Source organism: Streptomyces sp. NPDC085937, from assembly GCF_044540535.1.
In the GTDB taxonomy this organism is placed as follows: domain Bacteria; phylum Actinomycetota; class Actinomycetes; order Streptomycetales; family Streptomycetaceae; genus Streptomyces.
This window is the reverse complement of the sequence record NZ_JBITSH010000003.1, coordinates 132,651-147,693: the sequence shown is the minus strand read 5'-3', so window position 1 is coordinate 147,693 and position 15,043 is coordinate 132,651. Positions and strand designations below refer to the sequence as shown.

13 protein-coding genes are annotated in these 15,043 nt (G+C 71.7%); 8 read left to right on the top strand and 5 right to left on the bottom strand.

The features are described from left to right. Window positions 1–40: 40 nt before the first annotated feature. The 3 genes from ACIF8S_RS07755 to ACIF8S_RS07745 form a co-directional block, all read right to left on the bottom strand. Window positions 41–1,378, bottom strand: coding sequence for an ABC transporter substrate-binding protein (locus ACIF8S_RS07755; RefSeq protein ID WP_399997966.1), 1,338 nt, complete (start codon window positions 1,376–1,378; stop codon window positions 41–43). A gap of 95 nt (window positions 1,379–1,473) precedes the next feature. Beyond that, the gene (locus ACIF8S_RS07750) at window positions 1,474–2,415 is read right to left on the bottom strand and encodes a carbohydrate ABC transporter permease (protein ID WP_399997965.1); all 942 of its coding nucleotides are present in this window, start codon (window positions 2,413–2,415) and stop codon (window positions 1,474–1,476) included. Between the two features lie 4 nt (window positions 2,416–2,419). Continuing rightward, the gene (locus tag ACIF8S_RS07745; RefSeq protein WP_399997964.1) at window positions 2,420–3,346 is read right to left on the bottom strand and encodes a carbohydrate ABC transporter permease; all 927 of its coding nucleotides are present in this window, start codon (window positions 3,344–3,346) and stop codon (window positions 2,420–2,422) included. Window positions 3,347–3,724: 378 nt separating this feature from the next. Here ACIF8S_RS07745 and ACIF8S_RS07740 point away from each other — a divergent pair, with 378 nt between their 5' ends. The 3 genes from ACIF8S_RS07740 to ACIF8S_RS07730 all read left to right on the top strand — a co-directional run bounded on the left by ACIF8S_RS07740 (window position 3,725) and on the right by ACIF8S_RS07730 (window position 6,249). Then, window positions 3,725–4,714, top strand: a complete 990-nt coding sequence (locus ACIF8S_RS07740) for a LacI family DNA-binding transcriptional regulator (protein WP_349794843.1) — start codon at window positions 3,725–3,727, stop codon at window positions 4,712–4,714. A gap of 319 nt (window positions 4,715–5,033) precedes the next feature. Then, complete coding sequence (locus tag ACIF8S_RS07735) at window positions 5,034–5,825, top strand: SAM-dependent methyltransferase (protein ID WP_399997963.1); 792 nt, start codon at window positions 5,034–5,036, stop codon at window positions 5,823–5,825. A gap of 28 nt (window positions 5,826–5,853) precedes the next feature. Beyond that, window positions 5,854–6,249 (top strand): VOC family protein, encoded by a 396-nt coding sequence (locus tag ACIF8S_RS07730; protein WP_349794845.1) that lies wholly within the window; start codon window positions 5,854–5,856, stop codon window positions 6,247–6,249. A gap of 53 nt (window positions 6,250–6,302) precedes the next feature. Here ACIF8S_RS07730 and ACIF8S_RS07725 read toward each other — a convergent pair whose 3' ends face one another. Next, window positions 6,303–6,800 carry a hypothetical protein gene (locus ACIF8S_RS07725; RefSeq protein WP_399997962.1) on the bottom strand — a complete coding sequence of 166 codons (498 nt, stop codon included), beginning with the start codon at window positions 6,798–6,800 and terminating at the stop codon, window positions 6,303–6,305. A gap of 207 nt (window positions 6,801–7,007) precedes the next feature. On the opposite strand from ACIF8S_RS07725, the gene ACIF8S_RS07720 reads away from it, so the two are divergent. From ACIF8S_RS07720 to ACIF8S_RS07700, 5 genes are all read left to right on the top strand, one after another. Next, entirely contained in the window at window positions 7,008–9,377 is a 2,370-nt protein-coding gene (locus ACIF8S_RS07720; protein ID WP_399997960.1) for a hypothetical protein, read from the top strand. A 433-nt stretch (window positions 9,378–9,810) separates the two neighbouring features. Next, the gene (locus ACIF8S_RS07715) at window positions 9,811–11,436 is read left to right on the top strand and encodes a DEAD/DEAH box helicase (RefSeq protein ID WP_349794848.1); all 1,626 of its coding nucleotides are present in this window, start codon (window positions 9,811–9,813) and stop codon (window positions 11,434–11,436) included. A gap of 275 nt (window positions 11,437–11,711) precedes the next feature. Continuing rightward, window positions 11,712–12,047, top strand: a complete 336-nt coding sequence (locus ACIF8S_RS07710) for an SCO5918 family protein (RefSeq protein ID WP_349794849.1) — start codon at window positions 11,712–11,714, stop codon at window positions 12,045–12,047. A 138-nt stretch (window positions 12,048–12,185) separates the two neighbouring features. Continuing rightward, complete coding sequence (locus ACIF8S_RS07705) at window positions 12,186–12,950, top strand: sulfite exporter TauE/SafE family protein (RefSeq protein ID WP_399997959.1); 765 nt, start codon at window positions 12,186–12,188, stop codon at window positions 12,948–12,950. Between the two features lie 120 nt (window positions 12,951–13,070). After that, entirely contained in the window at window positions 13,071–14,162 is a 1,092-nt protein-coding gene (locus tag ACIF8S_RS07700) for a glycoside hydrolase family 5 protein (RefSeq protein WP_399997957.1), read from the top strand. A 41-nt stretch (window positions 14,163–14,203) separates the two neighbouring features. Here ACIF8S_RS07700 and ACIF8S_RS07695 read toward each other — a convergent pair whose 3' ends face one another. Then, window positions 14,204–14,998, bottom strand: a complete 795-nt coding sequence (locus ACIF8S_RS07695) for an SDR family NAD(P)-dependent oxidoreductase (protein ID WP_399997955.1) — start codon at window positions 14,996–14,998, stop codon at window positions 14,204–14,206. Between the last annotated feature and the right edge of the window lie 45 nt (window positions 14,999–15,043).

Here is a 15,043-nt window from a genome sequence, read left to right as displayed (position 1 = left end):
CGCGCGGATGCGCGCGCCGCCCGCGGAGTGGTGCGTGTCGCTACTTCTCGACGGTGAAGCCCTGCTCCTCGCCGTACTTCACCGAGGCGTCCTGCCAGGCCTTCAGACCGTCCGGCAGCGTGGTGCCGGAGATGTAGGCCTTGCCGACCGTGTCGTTGAAGATGGAGTTGGCGTACGCCTGGAAGGGCAGGTACGACCAGTCGTCGGCGACGTTGGCGGCGGAGGCGGCGAAGACCTCGTTGGCCTTCTGGCCGCCGAAGTACGCGAACTCCTTGTTCAGGAACTCGGTGGACTTCAGTTCCGCCTGGGTGGCGGGGAAGGCACCCTCGGAGACGCGGGAGGCGACACCGTCACCGGAGTTGGCGTACTCCACGAAGGCGTAGGCCAGTTCCTTGTTCTTGGCGAGAGCGGGCACGCTCAGCGCGCTGCCGCCGTTCTCCGCACTGGCCTTGTCGCCCTTGGCCCACGCGGGCAGGGCGGCCACGCGCCACTGGCCGGAGGCGTTCGGCACCCCCGACTCGAAGTTGGCGGGCATCCAGGCGCCGGTCGACAGGGTGGCTATGGAGCCGTCGCCGAGGCCCTTGTACCAGTCGTCGCTCCAGCTGGTGACCGGCGCGAGCAGCTTCTCGTCGATCAGCTTCTGCCAGACGGCCGTGAACTTCTGGGCGCCCGGGTCACTGAAGTCGATCTTCACCTTGGTGCCGTCGACCTTGTAGGGCCGCGAACCGGCCTGCCAGAGCAGGCTGGTGGTGAAGCCGGCGTCACCGGTGTCGTTGGCGATGTAGGCCTTGGGGTCGGCCTTGTGCAGCTTGCGGGCCGCGTCCAGGTACTCGTCCCAGGTGGTGGGGACGGTGATCTTGTACTTGTCGAAGACCTGCTTGTTGTAGAACAGCGCCATCGGACCGGAGTCCATGGGCAGGCCGTAGACCTTGTCGCCCTCGGTGACGGCGTTCCACGGGCCCGGGGTGTACTTCGAGGCCAGCTTGTCCGCGCCGAAGCCGGACAGGTCGGTCAGGCCCTTGGTGAGGGAGTACTGGCCGACCGAGAAGTACTCGAGCTGGGCGACGTCCGGGACGCCCTTGCCGGCGGAGATGGCGTTCGACAGCGCGGTGTAGTGCTTGTCGCCGGAACGCTCGCCGACCAGGTTGATCTTGACCTTGGGGTACTTCTTCTGGAAGTCGGCGGCGACCGTCTTCAGCGTGGGCTCCCACGACCAGACGGTGACGGTGCCGCCCTTGTCCAGGGCGGCCTGGATGTCCTCGGCGGAGACCGCCTCGGTGCCGGAGCCGTCGTCCGAGCCGCCGCAGGCGGTGGCGCCCAGGGCGAGGGAGGTCACGAGGGCGATGCCGCCCAGCAGGCGGCTGGTCCTTCTGCGCATGAGTGTGCTTCCACTTCTTCGTGGGTGGGACAGATGGGGGTGGGGGGCGCGCGAACGTGGGGTGCGGGGTCGAGGGCGGCCGGCGGGCCGCGGGGTCACTCCTTGACGCTTCCGGCGGCGAGTCCCGACTGCCAGTACTTCTGCAGGATCAGGAACGCGGCGACGAGCGGCAGGATCGTGATGAGGGAGCCGGTGATCACCAGGTTGAAGACGACCTCGCCGCCGACGGTCTCCGCCTGGGAGTTCCACGCGCTCAGGCCCAGGGTCAGGGGATACCAGTCCGGGTCCTTGAGCATGATCAGCGGCAGGAAGTAGTTGTTCCAGGTGGCGACCGTGGTGAACAGCAGCACGGTCACGATGCCGGGGGCGAGCAGCGGGAGCGCCACCCGGAAGAAGGTGCGCGCCTCACCGGCGCCGTCCATCCGGGCGGCCTCCAGCAGCTCGGTGGGGATCGCCTCGGTGGCGAACACCCACATCAGGTAGAGGCCGAACGGCGACACCAGCGACGGGAGGATGACCGCCCAGGGGGTGTCGGTCAGGCCCATCTTGCTGAACATCAGGAAGGTGGGGACGGCGAGCGCCGTGCCCGGCACCGCCACCGCGCCGATGACCGTGGCGAAGATGCCGCGCTTGCCGGGGAAGTCGAACTTCGCCAGCGCGTACCCGCCGAGCACCGCCAGCAGGGTGGCGCCGCCGGCGCCCAGCACCACGTACAGCAGGGTGTTGAGGAGCCAGCGCGTGAACACGCCGTCGTGGTAGGTGAAGGTGTCCCGGATGTTGTCCCACAGCGCGAAGTCGTCCGCGAACCACAGGCCGTTCGAGTCGGCCAGGCCCGACTGGGTCTTGGTGGCGTTGACGACCAGCCAGACCAGCGGGACCACGGTGTAGAGGACCACCAGCGAGGTCAGCGCGGTCAGCAGCTTGCTGCGCCGGGGGCGGCCCGGACGGTGCTGCCTGGCGCGCCGCAGACGCGGGGCGCTCTTCACACCGCCGGGGGCCGTGGCGGCGGGTGCGGGGGTGGTGACAGGGGTGGTCATCGGGTCACGCTCCCTTGCGCATGCCGCGAAGCTGCACGACGTAGGCGACCACCATCGTGATCAGGCCCATGATGATGGCCACGGTCGCGGAGTAGTTGTGCTGCTGGCCGCTGAAGGACAGCGAGTACGTGTAGAAGTTCGGGGTGTAGTCCGTGGTGATGGCGTTGCGGGCCAGCGGACGCAGGATGCTCGGCTCGTTGAAGAGCTGGAAGCTGCCGATGACGGAGAAGATCGTCGCGATGACCAGCGCGCCGCGGATCGCGGGCAGTTTGATCGCCGTGACGACCCGCCACTGGCCGGCGCCGTCGATCTCCGCCGCCTCGTACAGGGAGTGCGGGACGACCCGCAGCGCCGAGTAGAAGATCAGCATGTTGTAGCCGACGAACTCCCACGTCACGATGTTGCCGATGGAGGCCAGCACCAGGTCGGCGGAGAGCGGGTCGGGCAGCGACCAGCCGAAGGCCGAGTTGAAGTCGCCGACCAGGCCGTACTTGGTGCCGTACATGAAGCCCCACATCAGGGTGGCGACCACGGCGGGCACGGCGTACGGCAGGAAGATCGTGATGCGGAAGAAGCCTTTGCCGTAGAGCCGGCCGCTGTCCAGGGCCAGCGCCACCAGCAGGGCGATGCCCAGCATGATCGGCACCTGTACCACGAGGAACAGCGCCACCCGGCCCAGCGAGGCCCAGAACAGCTCGTCCTTGAGCGCCTGCTGGTAGTTGTCGAACCCGACGAAGGTGTTGCCGCCGATGAGCTGGTCGCGGAACAGGCTCAGGTAGACCGAGTAGGCGATCGGTGCGAGGAAGACCAGGGCGAAGACGGCCACGAACGGTCCGATGAACCCCCAGCCCTTCCAGGAGCGCCGGTCCCGTCTCGCCGGAGGCGGGGCCGGCCGCGGCTCTGCGGCCGCCGGCGGATGCAGCGTCGTCATGGTCGTTCCTCGCTCGTCGGCGTTCCGGTCACCAGCGGCTCGGCACCCGGCACGGAGCCGGGCGGCAGGTCGCCCGGCCGGATGTTTACGCAAACATCTCTCGCCGCGGAAACGCGCTGAGCTGTTATGTTTACGTAAACATCCGGTGGCGGCATGTTTACACTGCCCCGAGGACGACGGTCAAGGGTCCTTTTACGGACCGTGACACGCGAGACAGGAAGGCGGCGGCACCGAGTGGAGACGGTCGACGAAGCGGCGGCGGACCCGAGCGGCCCGCCCGTCGCGACGGCGGGAACGGAAGCGGGAGCCGGGGCGGGGGCGGGTACGGCCGGCGCCTCCGTCCCCCGGCGCCGCGCCCGGGTCCGCGCCACCGCCTCCATGGCGGACGTGGCCCGGCTCGCGGGGGTCTCCGCGCAGACCGTCTCCCGGGTGTCCAACGGCTACCCGGGGGTCACCGAGGAGACCCGCCGCCAGGTCCTCGCCGCGATGAAGGAGCTCGGCTACCGGCCCAACAGCGCCGCCCGCGCCCTGAAGCGCGGCGAGTTCCGGACGATAGGCGTCATCACCTTCACCCTCGCCACCACGGGCAACGTGCGCACGCTGGAGGCGATCGCCACCTCCGCCGCGCGCGAGGGCTACGCGGTGACGCTGCTGCCGGTCGCCGTGCCCACCCAGGACGAGGTGCGCGGGGCGTTCTCCCGGCTGGAGGAGCTCGCGGTCGACGCCGTGATCGTCATCATGGAGGTCCACCTCCTCGACGCGGCGACGGTCCAACTGCCCCCGCACGTCCAGGTGGTGGTGGTCGACTCCGACGCCGGCGACCGCTACACGGTCGTCGACACCGACCAGCACGGCGGCACCCGCGACGCCGTACGGCACCTGCTCGGCCTCGGCCACCGCACGGTGTGGCACCTGGCCGGCCCCGAGGACTCCTTCGCCGCCCAGCGCCGCACCGACGCGTGGCGCGCCGCGCTCGCCGAGGCGGGCCGGGAGGCACCGCCGCTGGTCCGGGGCGACTGGTCGGCGGAGTCCGGCTACCGGGCCGGCCTGGACCTCGCCGCCCGCGAGGAGTGCACGGCCGTCTTCGCGGCCAACGACCAGATGGCGCTGGGGCTGTTGCGGGCCCTGCACGAGCACGGCCGGCGGGTTCCGGAGGACGTGAGCGTCGTCGGCTTCGACGACATCCCCGAGGCTTCCTCCTTCCTCCCCCCGCTCACCACCCTCCACCAGGACTTCGCCGAGGTGGGGCGGCTGTGCGTGCGGGCGGTCCTGCGCAAGATGCGCCAGGAGGGCCCGGAACGCGGCACCACCCTGGTCCCGGCCCGCCTGGTACACCGCGCGAGCACGGCACCGCCGCCAAGGGGCTGAGCGCGGAGCGCTGACGTCGTCGCCGCGGTGCGACGGCCGGTGCCGCCCGCCTGCAGCCGCCCGCCCGCCGCCGGGTGCGTCGGACAGTGAGCGGCCCCTGCTTGCCGCAGCGGTGTGATCGGCTGCAAGTCGCCTCGGCCCGCCGCCGTGGAGCACGGGCCGCGCTCCTGTTCCGCCCACCGCCGTGGCGGGATGGAGCGCGAGCCGCCCCTCGCCCATGAGGGGGCGGACCGAACCGCCCCTACTGGTGCGCCTGTCGGTGTGTCAGACTCGGTGATCGTCAGGGCTTCGGTCACCCCACTCGTCAGGACGGACGCGCATGTCGACGGGCACATCCCCCACCCCGCCGCGAACCGACACCAGCAGGGCGCAGCCGGCGCGGGTCTACGACTGGCTGCTGGGCGGCAAGGACAACTACCCGGTCGACGAGGCCGTCGGGCGGAAACTGCCGGCCGAGGCGAAGGACGCGGCGCGGCAGAACCGCGCGTTCATGCACCGAGCCGCCGCCTGGCTCGCGGACCAGGGCGTCGACCAGTTCCTCGACGTCGGCACCGGCATCCCCACCGAGCCGAACCTGCACCAGATCGTCCAGCGCGCGGTCCCCGCGGCGCGGATCGTATACGTCGACAACGACCCCATCGTGCTGCGTCACGCCGAGGCGCTGCTCGTCAGCAGCCCCGAGGGCACCACGGACTACCTCCAGGCCGACGTGCGCGAACCGGGCGAGATACTGCGCCGCGCGCGCGAGGTCCTCGACTTCTCACGCCCCGTGGCCCTCTCCCTGATCGCCCTCCTGCACTTCCTCCCCGACGACCTGGACCCGCGGGGCATCGTCCGGGAACTGGTGGACGCGTTGCCGCCGGGCAGCCACCTCGTGCTGTCGCACGCCGCGTCCGACCTGCACTCCGACCTGGCGCGGCAGGTCACCGAGGAGTACGCCCGGGCCGGCATCCGCCTCGGCTTCCGCACCCGCGACGAGGTGGCCCGCTTCTTCGACGGCCTGGACCTGGTCGACCCCGGCCTGGTGACGGCCCCCGAGTGGTTCCGCACGGAGCCGGCGCCGCCGGCCGAGGACAGCGGGATCTACGCGGCCGTGGCACGCGTGCGCTGATGCGCCCTCCGTACCCGCCGGGGGAGCGATGACCAGCAGGTTCACCGAGCTGGTCGTCGACTGTCACGACCCGCGACGGCTCGCGGCCTTCTGGTGCGCCGTCCTGGGCTTCGAGGTGATCGACCAGGACGAGGGCAAGGTCGAGATCGGCTCCTGGGTGCCGACCGTCGAGGAGGTCCGGGCCCGCCAGATGCCGCCCACCCTGGTCTTCGTCGGGGTGCCCGAGGGCAAGACGGTGAAGAACCGGCTCCACCTGGACGTCAGCCCGGTCGACGGCAGCACCGAGGACGAGGTGGCCCGGCTGCTCACCCTCGGCGCCGCCAGGGTGGACGTGGGCCAGGGCGCCGGCCGGAGCTGGGTGGTCATGGCCGACCCCGAGGGCAACGAGTTCGACGTCCTGCGCACCCTGGCCCCCGGCCGGTAAGCAGGGTTGCCAGTCAGGCCCTGGCGGGCGCGGGAGGCGCACCGGCCGGGCGGTCACCGGTCCCGCGGCCGGTAGCGGTCGAGGGTGTCGCGGAGGTGATACCCCGGGCCGCGCAGGAAGAGGGCGTCCAGTTCGCCGAGGGGGACGGTCAGGGGGCGGCCGTCCTCGTCGGGGTCGTCGTCGGCCGGGGGGAACTCGTCGGCGCGGTCGAACGGGATGGTGACGTAGGGCTCGTGGTTCCCGGGGCCGCGCGGGTCCGGGTCGGGCCCGCACTGCCACTGCGCGCCGTGGAGGCGGACGTGGACCTCCCCGAGGTACCAGGCGGCGACGGCGACGAACTCGGTGTCGTGGGCCGCGAGGATGTCCTCGTAGGAGGCGAAGCGGCCGCGCAGCAGGTCCTCGAGCCGGTCGAGGGAACGGACACCGAAGTCCCATCCGCCGCCGTCGAACGGTGAGCGCGTCTCGAAGACGGCGGCCCGTGCGGCGGTCCACGCGTTCAGCCGCGGATTGTCCGCCCACTCCTGCTCGTCCCTGCGCTGCTGTTCCTCCATGCGGTGACCATAACGCGGCACCGGGACCGTCTTGTAAGGGTCGTGTGGACATGCCGGGGTGACGTCTGACATGCGCTCAAATCCCTTGTGCCAGAGCGGAGTTGCGTACCTATGGTGGTGCACCTTGTGTGCCGCCCATGACTACGGGGGCCCTGGTGGCGCACGGGATCCGACCCCCAGCGGGCCCTTGGGGAAGACCTGCTCATCGTGAAGTACCAGAACAGAACAGGCCGACTGCGCGCCCTGACCAGGAGCGCCGTCGCCTTCGTGTGCACCGCCGTCCTCGCCGCCGGCGCGCTGCCCGCGCTGAACGCCACCGCGGAGGCCGCGGAGAAGCCGCTGTCACCGGGCAAGCGGTGCGACGACCTGTACGGGCTGCGGGGCGCGCGCCCCGGCGGTCTCCCGGCCAGGGACTCCAGCCGGCCCAGGACGCAGTGGGACGAGTTCGACTACGTCAACCCGGGCAAACAGTACGACGGCCTGGAACTGCCCGCCGACCCGGCCGAACGCGACGCGTTCCTCAAGAAGGTCGGCACCGACCCGGACGCCTACGGCAAGGGCGACCCGCGGCGCGTGTACGCGTACTACGCCAAGGAGATCGCCAAGCCCGGCAGCAAGTGGACGGCGGACTGGGAGGGATGGCGGGACGGCAAGTACATCCCGCAGTCCGGCCACGACCCGCGGGGCAAGGCGTTCGAGGCGAAGGTCGTCAAGGACTACGGCCTGGTCGGACCGGACTGGATATGCCAGAAGGAGATCAAGGTCCGCGACCCGAAGACCGGCAAGGTCCACCGGCGGATCCTGGACGCGATCAACACGAAGACCCGCGAGATCGTGGAGATCAAGTCCAACAACAAGCCGGAGGACAGCCAGAAACCCAAGGACCTGGCCCTGACGCGGAACAAGGCCTGGCAGAAGTCCGGCTACCGGATCCGGTTCGTCTTCGCCGAGGAACGCGGAGGCAACGGCCAGAAGTTCTTCGACGAGATGCGCAAGAACCTGGGCAAGGACAGCCTCGGCCGTGAACGCGTCACCGTCCACGAGCACCGTTCCGTCGCCGTCGAGAAGGCGCCCGCGAAGGCCAACAACAGCCCGCACCGGTACAACGCCCCTTACATGAACGCCGATCCGTCCAGGAACAGCGGGTCCCGTGGCGGCGCGGTGGACCAGATCAAGCAGTCCAGGCCGACTCCGAAGGACATGGCCGACTTCCTCCAGAGGCGTGAACAGGCCTCCGGGGGCCGCTTCCCCAAGGGACCCGGCGGCATCGACTTCACCACCCTGGACCTGAAGTACGTCGGCAAGCCCGTCAAGGGCGAAGGCCTGGACTACGCGTTCTCCGCCAAGAAGGCCCCGGACGAGTCCGGTGGCTGGGGCGGCAAGGAGAAGGCGCAGATGATCTCCGACGCCTTCTTCACCTGGCTCGCCCTCACCCCGGACAAGTTCTGGGTGAACCTCAACCCGGACACCCCCGGCACGATCATGGACGACGCGTTCGCCTCGACCGACGCCGGCCGGGTCCTGCTCGAAGCCGACCTCCAGCTCAAGCACGACTTCTTCAAGGCGATGGACCCCAAGACCGAGGTGGGCAAGGCCGCCTGGGACGGTCTCGCGAAGGTCGACGGCTGGCCGTGCCTGAACTCCGGGCGCAACTGGATCGAGCCGAGGACCGCCACGGTCCGTGAACAGGACGGCGGGATCTACATCCTCGACGCTCCTCTCGCACTCCAGTCCGAGTTCATGGACATCGACACCCCCGGCCCGGGCGGCGGCGAGTCCTGCCAGGACCGGCTCAGCAAGGCCGAGATCGAGCACAACGAGAGCGTCCTGCGGCGCACCGTCGTTCCCGAGGTCGAGAACTGGATCAACACCCGGCCCGAGTACGCCGACCTGCGCCGCGTCTACACCGCCCGCGTCGCCGCGGAATGGATCCGGCAGCAGGACGCGAAGCAGCCGACCGACTACCGGCGGATCGTCAACAGCAACGACGTCGGCCGGTGGCCGCTGCGCGCGCCCCACCAGGACTGGGAGAAGACCGACGTCTTCGACAGGTACGCCAAGATCTTCAAGGAGGGCGAGTTCACGTACGAACTGGCCAAGGGCCAGGAGGTCTGGGTCGTCACCGTCGGCGGTGTCGACTTCTCCAAGCAGCCCAAGCGCAACGTCACGCGCCAGGAGTTCCGCGCGGAGCACCCCTACACACCGCGTACCAAGGACACGGCCGTGAAGGCCGCGACGGACGACGCCGACCGCGACGGCATGCTGATGCTCGGCGGCAACAGCGCGGGCAGGAGCGACGACGGGGGAGACACGCCGACCCCCGCCCCGACCCCCACCCCGACACCCACCGGCGGTGACGAGCCGGCGCCGGGCGACACCCCGTCGGCGCCCGCGCCGAGCGCGACGCAGACCGGGGGGAGCCACAAGCCCCCGGCCGGCCACGACCCCGACGGCGACCTCGCCGACACCGGCAACAGCGCCCCGGTCGGCCTGATCACGGGCATCGCGGCAGCGGCGCTCGCCGCGGGCGCGGCCCTGGTGTGGTGGATGCGCCGCCGACGCACCACCCGCGGCTAGCCCGGCCGGCACCGACGGGCCCGCACCCCGCCAGCGGGGCGCCCCTGCGCGCGGGACGGCCCCGCACCCCGCCACCGGGGTGCGGGGCCGCCGCGCGCAGGGGCGGCGCCCGGCATTCCCCCCGCCGGGGTGACCTATCTCCCGCACGGGCCGGGCACCCGCCGTGCTAGTGTCGATCTCTGTTGTAGTCGCGCGGTCATCGAACCCGCAGGGCCGGTCGGACCGTCCCTGTGCCACACCGGCGCCTGCTGCGCAGCTGGATCTCACACGGATCACACGGAGAGGTGCACACTCCGCTCGCTGCTTCTCATGGGTCGCGCCCCCCACAGGCGAAACCGCCCCGCGGCCCTTCACCCCGGCTCGTTCTTGCAATTCCCCGCGTTCCACAGCGGCGGACATTCCTTGACACGCGCCACATCAAGGAAGGTTCTCCGTGACACAGGCACGCGCGAACGATCGAACGTCCCGGACCCGCACCGCAGGCAAGGGCTCCGCCAAGAGCGGTGGCCGCCGAGGCGGCTTCGCCGGCGGCCGTGGCGGTGCGCCGCGGCAGTCCAAGGGCTCCGGCAACCGCAGGAGCGCGCCGACGGGCGAGTTCGCCCTCCCCGTGACGACCACCCCCGCCCTCCCCGCCGTGGAGGCGTTCGAGGAGCTGGCCCTCCCCGCCGAGATGCTGGCCGCCCTCGCCGGCGAAGGTGTGACGGCCCCGTTCCCCATCCAGGCGGCCACCCTGCCGAACTCCCTGGCCGGCCGTGACGTCCTCGGCCGTGGCCGCACCGGCTCGGGCAAGACGCTCGCCTTCGGCCTGCCGCTGCTGGCCCGCACCGCCGGCCGCCGGGCCGAGCCCCGCAGGCCGCTGGCCCTGGTCCTCGTCCCCACCCGGGAGCTCGCCGGGCAGGTCACCGACGCGCTGACGCCGTACGCCCGCTCCGTGCGGCTGCGGCTGGCCACGGTGGTCGGCGGGCTGTCGATCGGCAAGCAGGCGTCCGCGCTGCGGGCCGGCGCCGAGGTCGTCGTCGCGACGCCCGGACGGCTGAAGGACCTCGTCGACCGGGGCGACTGCATACTCGAAGAGGTCGCCATCACGGTGCTCGACGAGGCCGACCAGATGACCGACATGGGCTTCATGCCCCAGGTCACCAGGCTCCTCGACCAGGTGCGGCCCGACGGACAGCGCCTGCTGTTCTCGGCCACCCTCGACCGCAACGTCGACCAGCTGGTCCGGCGCTACCTCAGCGACCCGGTGGTCCACTCCGTCGACCCGTCCGCGGGTGCGGTGACCACCATGGAGCACCACCTGCTCCACGTCGACGACGCCGACAAGCGCCGGACGACCACGGAGATCGCGGCGCGCGACGGCCGGGTCATCATGTTCCTGGACACCAAGCACGCGGTGGACCGGCTGACCAAGCACCTGCTGAGCAACGGCGTGCGCGCCGCGGGCCTGCACGGCGGCAAGTCGCAGCCGCAGCGCACCCGGACGCTCACCCAGTTCAAGGACGGGCACGTGACCGTCCTGGTGGCGACCAACGTCGCCGCGCGCGGCATCCACGTCGACAACCTTGGCCTGGTCGTCAACGTCGACCCGCCCGGTGACCCCAAGGACTACCTGCACCGCGGCGGACGCACGGCCCGCGCCGGCGAGTCCGGCAGCGTGATCACGCTGGTCACGCGCGACCAGCGGCGCGACGTCAGCCGGCTGATGGCGCAGGCGGGCATCACCCCGCGCATCACCGAGGTCCGGCCGGGCGACGAGGAGCTGAACCGCATCACCGGCGCCCGTACGCCGTCCGGCGTGCCCGTCGTGATCACGGTGCCGGTCGTGGAGCGGCCCCGCCGCGCCGCCTCCTCGTCCTCCCGCCGCCGCGGCCGGGGTGGGCAGGGACGCCGTACCCAGGGCGGTACGGCCCAGGGCGGCCGTCAGGTCACCGGCGGCAAGGCCCAGGGCACCACGGCGCAGACCGCGTCGGCGCAGGACCGCTCCGGCGGGCCCCGCCGCGCCGACGGCGGGCAGCGCCGCAGGGCCCGTACCGCACAGGCCGCTGACCGCGCGGCCTAGGCCGCCGGGCCCGCCGGGCGCCGGGCGCGCGACCAGGCGTCCGGTGACCGACGGCGTGTCCTCCGATCGACGACGTCGCCCGACACGACGCGTCCGTGACGATGTGACGACATGACGAGAAGGCGACATGGTGACCTGTCGGCACCGCCGCGCAGCGGTCCCCGGCTGCCCTGTCGCCCCCCCCGTGTCCCGTACCGACCGCTGTTCTCCGTGGGCCGCTCGCCCCGCTCACCCGCCCGGGTGGACGGCCCGTCCTTCTTCCCCTGAGAGGCACCATGCGCTGTGTCATCGCCCGCTACCCCTTCGACCTGACCAAGGCCGGAGTGCTGGAGTCGATGAAGGGCATCACCCCCGAAGCGATCACCGGTGAGTCCGTGACCATCGGCCGCCGCCGCTACCCGGCGAAGCAGGTCGGCCAGGTCATCACCCGGCAGGACCGCCGCGACTTCACCTCCGGCGAGGTCGTGCGGGCCATGACCCGGCTCGGCTTCACCTGCCACCCCCACCCCGACGCCGTGCCGCCCGCCCCGCGCGCTCTCTCCCCGCTCGAGGCGGCCTCGGAGATGCTGGGCAGCCCCGCCGACCCCCAGAGCCAGAGCCCCGGCGCCTGACCGGCCGGGCCCTTCGGGCACCGACCTGTCGGCGGGTGCCGAAGCGTTCGCGGGCTAGCGTGCCCGTATGAACGACTCTGCGGCACCCGCCCTCCTTCCCGCGCCCCCGGACGCCCCCGCCGCGACCGGGGGCGTGGTGTGACGCCGTTCGAGATGCTCGGCGTGTTCGCGGCCGGGATCGGCGCGGGCGCCCTGAACGCCGTCGTCGGCTCGGGCACGCTCGTGACGTTCCCCGTGCTGCTCGCCGCCGGCCTGTCGCCCCTCACCGCGACCGTCTCCAACGCCCTCGGGCTCGTGCCCGGAGCCGTCAGCGGAGCCATCGGCTACCGCCGCGAACTCGCGGGGCAGGGGCGGCGCGTACGCAGGCTGGGCGTGGGCGCGGCGCTCGGCGGGATCACCGGGGCCTGCCTGCTGCTCACCCTGCCGGCCGAGGCGTTCGAGACGATCGTGCCCTGCCTGGTGGGCCTGGCCCTCGTCCTGGTCGCCCTCCAGCCCCTGATCAGCCGCACGGTACGGAACCGGCGCCCCGCGGACCGCCCCGTCCGGCGCGACGGGGGATGGCCGCTGTCCACCGGTCTGACCCTGGCCAGCGTCTACGGCGGGTACTTCGCCGCCGCCCAGGGCATCATCTACATCTCCCTCATGGGCCTGCTCCTCGACGAGCCGCTGCAACGCCTCAACGCCGTGAAGAACGTCCTCGTCGCCGTCGTCAACACGGTCGCCGCGACCCTCTTCCTCTTCGTCGCCGACTTCGACTGGACGGCCGTCGCCCTCGTCGCGGCCGGTTCCGCGCTGGGCGGCCAGCTCGGGGCGAGGACGGGCCGCCGCTTCAGCCCCGCCGTGCTGCGGGCCCTCGTCGTCGCGGTCGGCACCGTCGCCCTCGTCCAGCTCCTGCTGCGCTGACCAGGGGGCGCGTTCCGGCGTACGCGACAGCTTCGTCACCACCCTTGTCAACGGAGGGGAGCTGCAGTTCCATCAGGTTAGGAAACTTTCCTAACCATCGCCCGGACGGAGTCCCCCCACATGACACCGGCACGTCCTCGCACACGCCCCGCCGCCCTCGCGGCGGCTCTCGCCAGTGCCCTTCTCCTCGTCCTGACCTCGGCGCTCCCCGCCGCCGCCGCACCGGCCCCCACCCGGTACGGTGCGCAGGTGCCGATCACCAGCCGCGCAGCCACCCCCGTCGACACCCACGGACAGCTCAGGGTCTGCGGTACAAAACTCTGCGACCGGCACGGCACCCCCGTCCAGCTGCGCGGCATGAGCACGCACGGCACCCAGTGGTACGCGCAGTGTCTGACCGACGCCTCCCTCGACGCCCTCGCCCACGACTGGCGCGCCGACGTCCTGCGGGTGTCCACCTACGTGCAGGAGGGCGGCTACGAGACCGACCCCGCGCACTTCACCGCCCTCGCCGACCGCCTGATCCGGCAGGCGAGCGACCGCGGCCTGTACGTGATCGTCGACTGGCACATGCTGGAGCCGGGCGACCCCATGGCCAACCTGGACCGTGCCCGGACGTTCTTCACCGACATCGCGAGCCGCCACAAGGACCGCGTCAACGTCCTCTACGAGATCGCCAACGAGCCCAGCGGGGTGAGCTGGTCACGCATCAAGGACTACGCGGAGCGGATCATCCCGGTCATCCGCGCCGCCGACCCCGACGCGCCCGTGCTCGTCGGCACCCGGGCCTGGTCCTCGTTCGGGGTGTCCGAGAGCGCCGACGAGTCCGAGGTCGTCAACGACCCGGTCGACGCCTCGAACATCATGTACACCTTCCACTTCTACGCCGCCTCGCACCGGGACGAGTACCTCGCGGCCCTGTCCCGCGCCGCCGACCGGATCCCCGTGTTCGTCACAGAGTTCGGCACCCAGAACTACGCCGGTGACGGCGCCGACGACTTCCCGATGGCCCGGCGCTACCTGGATCTGATGGCGCGGAAGCAGATCAGCTGGGTCAACTGGAACTTCTCCGACGACCACCGCTCCGGCGCCGTGTTCCAGCCGGGCACCTGCGCCGGCGACGGCCCGTGGACCGGCACGGCGTCGCTGAAGCCCGCAGGTGTCTGGATCCGCGACCGCATCCGGACCCCGGACGGCTCCCGAGGCGCATGACCGGCAGGCCGGCACCTGTCCACCGGGTGCCGGCCCGCCCCTCACGGGAGGATCGAGTCCACGTACCCGCCGTCGACCCGCACCGCCCCTCCGGTCGTGGCCGACGCCTGGTCGGAGGCGAGGTAGACGACCATGTTGGCGATCTCCTCGGGCTCGATCAGCCGCTGCAGCAGCGACTGCGGCCGGTGCTTCCGCATGAAGGCGCGCTGCGCCTCGTCCCACGGCAGGTCGCGGTCCACCAGCTCGTAGACGAAGTCCTCCACGCCGCCCGTGTGGGTGGGACCCGCGATGACCGAGTTCACCGTGACCCCGGTGCCCGCGGCCTGCTTGGCGAAGCCACGGCCCACGGCGAGCAGCGCGGTCTTGGACATGCCGTAGTGGATCATCTCGGCCGGGATGACGATCGCCGAGTCGCTGGCGATGTTCTGCACCCGCCCCCAGCCTCGCTCGGTCATCCCGGGCAGGAAGAGGCGGATCAGCCGCACCGCCGCCAGCACGTTCACCTCGAAGTAGCGGCGCCACTCGTCGTCGCTGATCTCCAGCGGGTCGGCGGCACCGAACACCCCGAGGTTGTTGACCAGGATGTCGACCCGGGGCAGTGCCTCGGCGACCCGCGCGGCGCCCTCCTCGGTGGTCACGTCCGCCGCGACCGGCACCACCTCCGCACCCGGCACCTCCCGCTCCAGCGCGGCCGCACCCTCGCGCACCCGTTCCTCCGAGCGTCCGTTGACCGCGACCCGGGCCCCCGCCCGCGCGAGCCCGGCGGCGATCGCCGCCCCGATGCCCTGGGTGGAGCCCGTGACCAGCGCTGTACGGCCCTTGAGATCGATCTGCACGTCCTCACCTTTCCCTGCCCGGATACGACGGCCCGGCCCGCGGAC

What these genes read in the sequence shown, in the direction of transcription:
- ACIF8S_RS07755 (WP_399997966.1), bottom strand. Translation starts at nt 1,378, where the DNA reads ATGCGCAGAAGGACCAGCCGCCTGCTGGGCGGCATCGCCCTCGTGACC.
- ACIF8S_RS07750 (WP_399997965.1), bottom strand. Translation starts at nt 2,415, where the DNA reads ATGACCACCCCTGTCACCACCCCCGCACCCGCCGCCACGGCCCCCGGC.
- ACIF8S_RS07745 (WP_399997964.1), bottom strand. Translation starts at nt 3,346, where the DNA reads ATGACGACGCTGCATCCGCCGGCGGCCGCAGAGCCGCGGCCGGCCCCG.
- ACIF8S_RS07740 (WP_349794843.1), top strand. Translation starts at nt 3,725, where the DNA reads ATGGCGGACGTGGCCCGGCTCGCGGGGGTCTCCGCGCAGACCGTCTCC.
- ACIF8S_RS07735 (WP_399997963.1), top strand. Translation starts at nt 5,034, where the DNA reads ATGTCGACGGGCACATCCCCCACCCCGCCGCGAACCGACACCAGCAGG.
- ACIF8S_RS07730 (WP_349794845.1), top strand. Translation starts at nt 5,854, where the DNA reads ATGACCAGCAGGTTCACCGAGCTGGTCGTCGACTGTCACGACCCGCGA.
- ACIF8S_RS07725 (WP_399997962.1), bottom strand. Translation starts at nt 6,800, where the DNA reads ATGGAGGAACAGCAGCGCAGGGACGAGCAGGAGTGGGCGGACAATCCG.
- ACIF8S_RS07710 (WP_349794849.1), top strand. Translation starts at nt 11,712, where the DNA reads ATGCGCTGTGTCATCGCCCGCTACCCCTTCGACCTGACCAAGGCCGGA.
- ACIF8S_RS07700 (WP_399997957.1), top strand. Translation starts at nt 13,071, where the DNA reads ATGACACCGGCACGTCCTCGCACACGCCCCGCCGCCCTCGCGGCGGCT.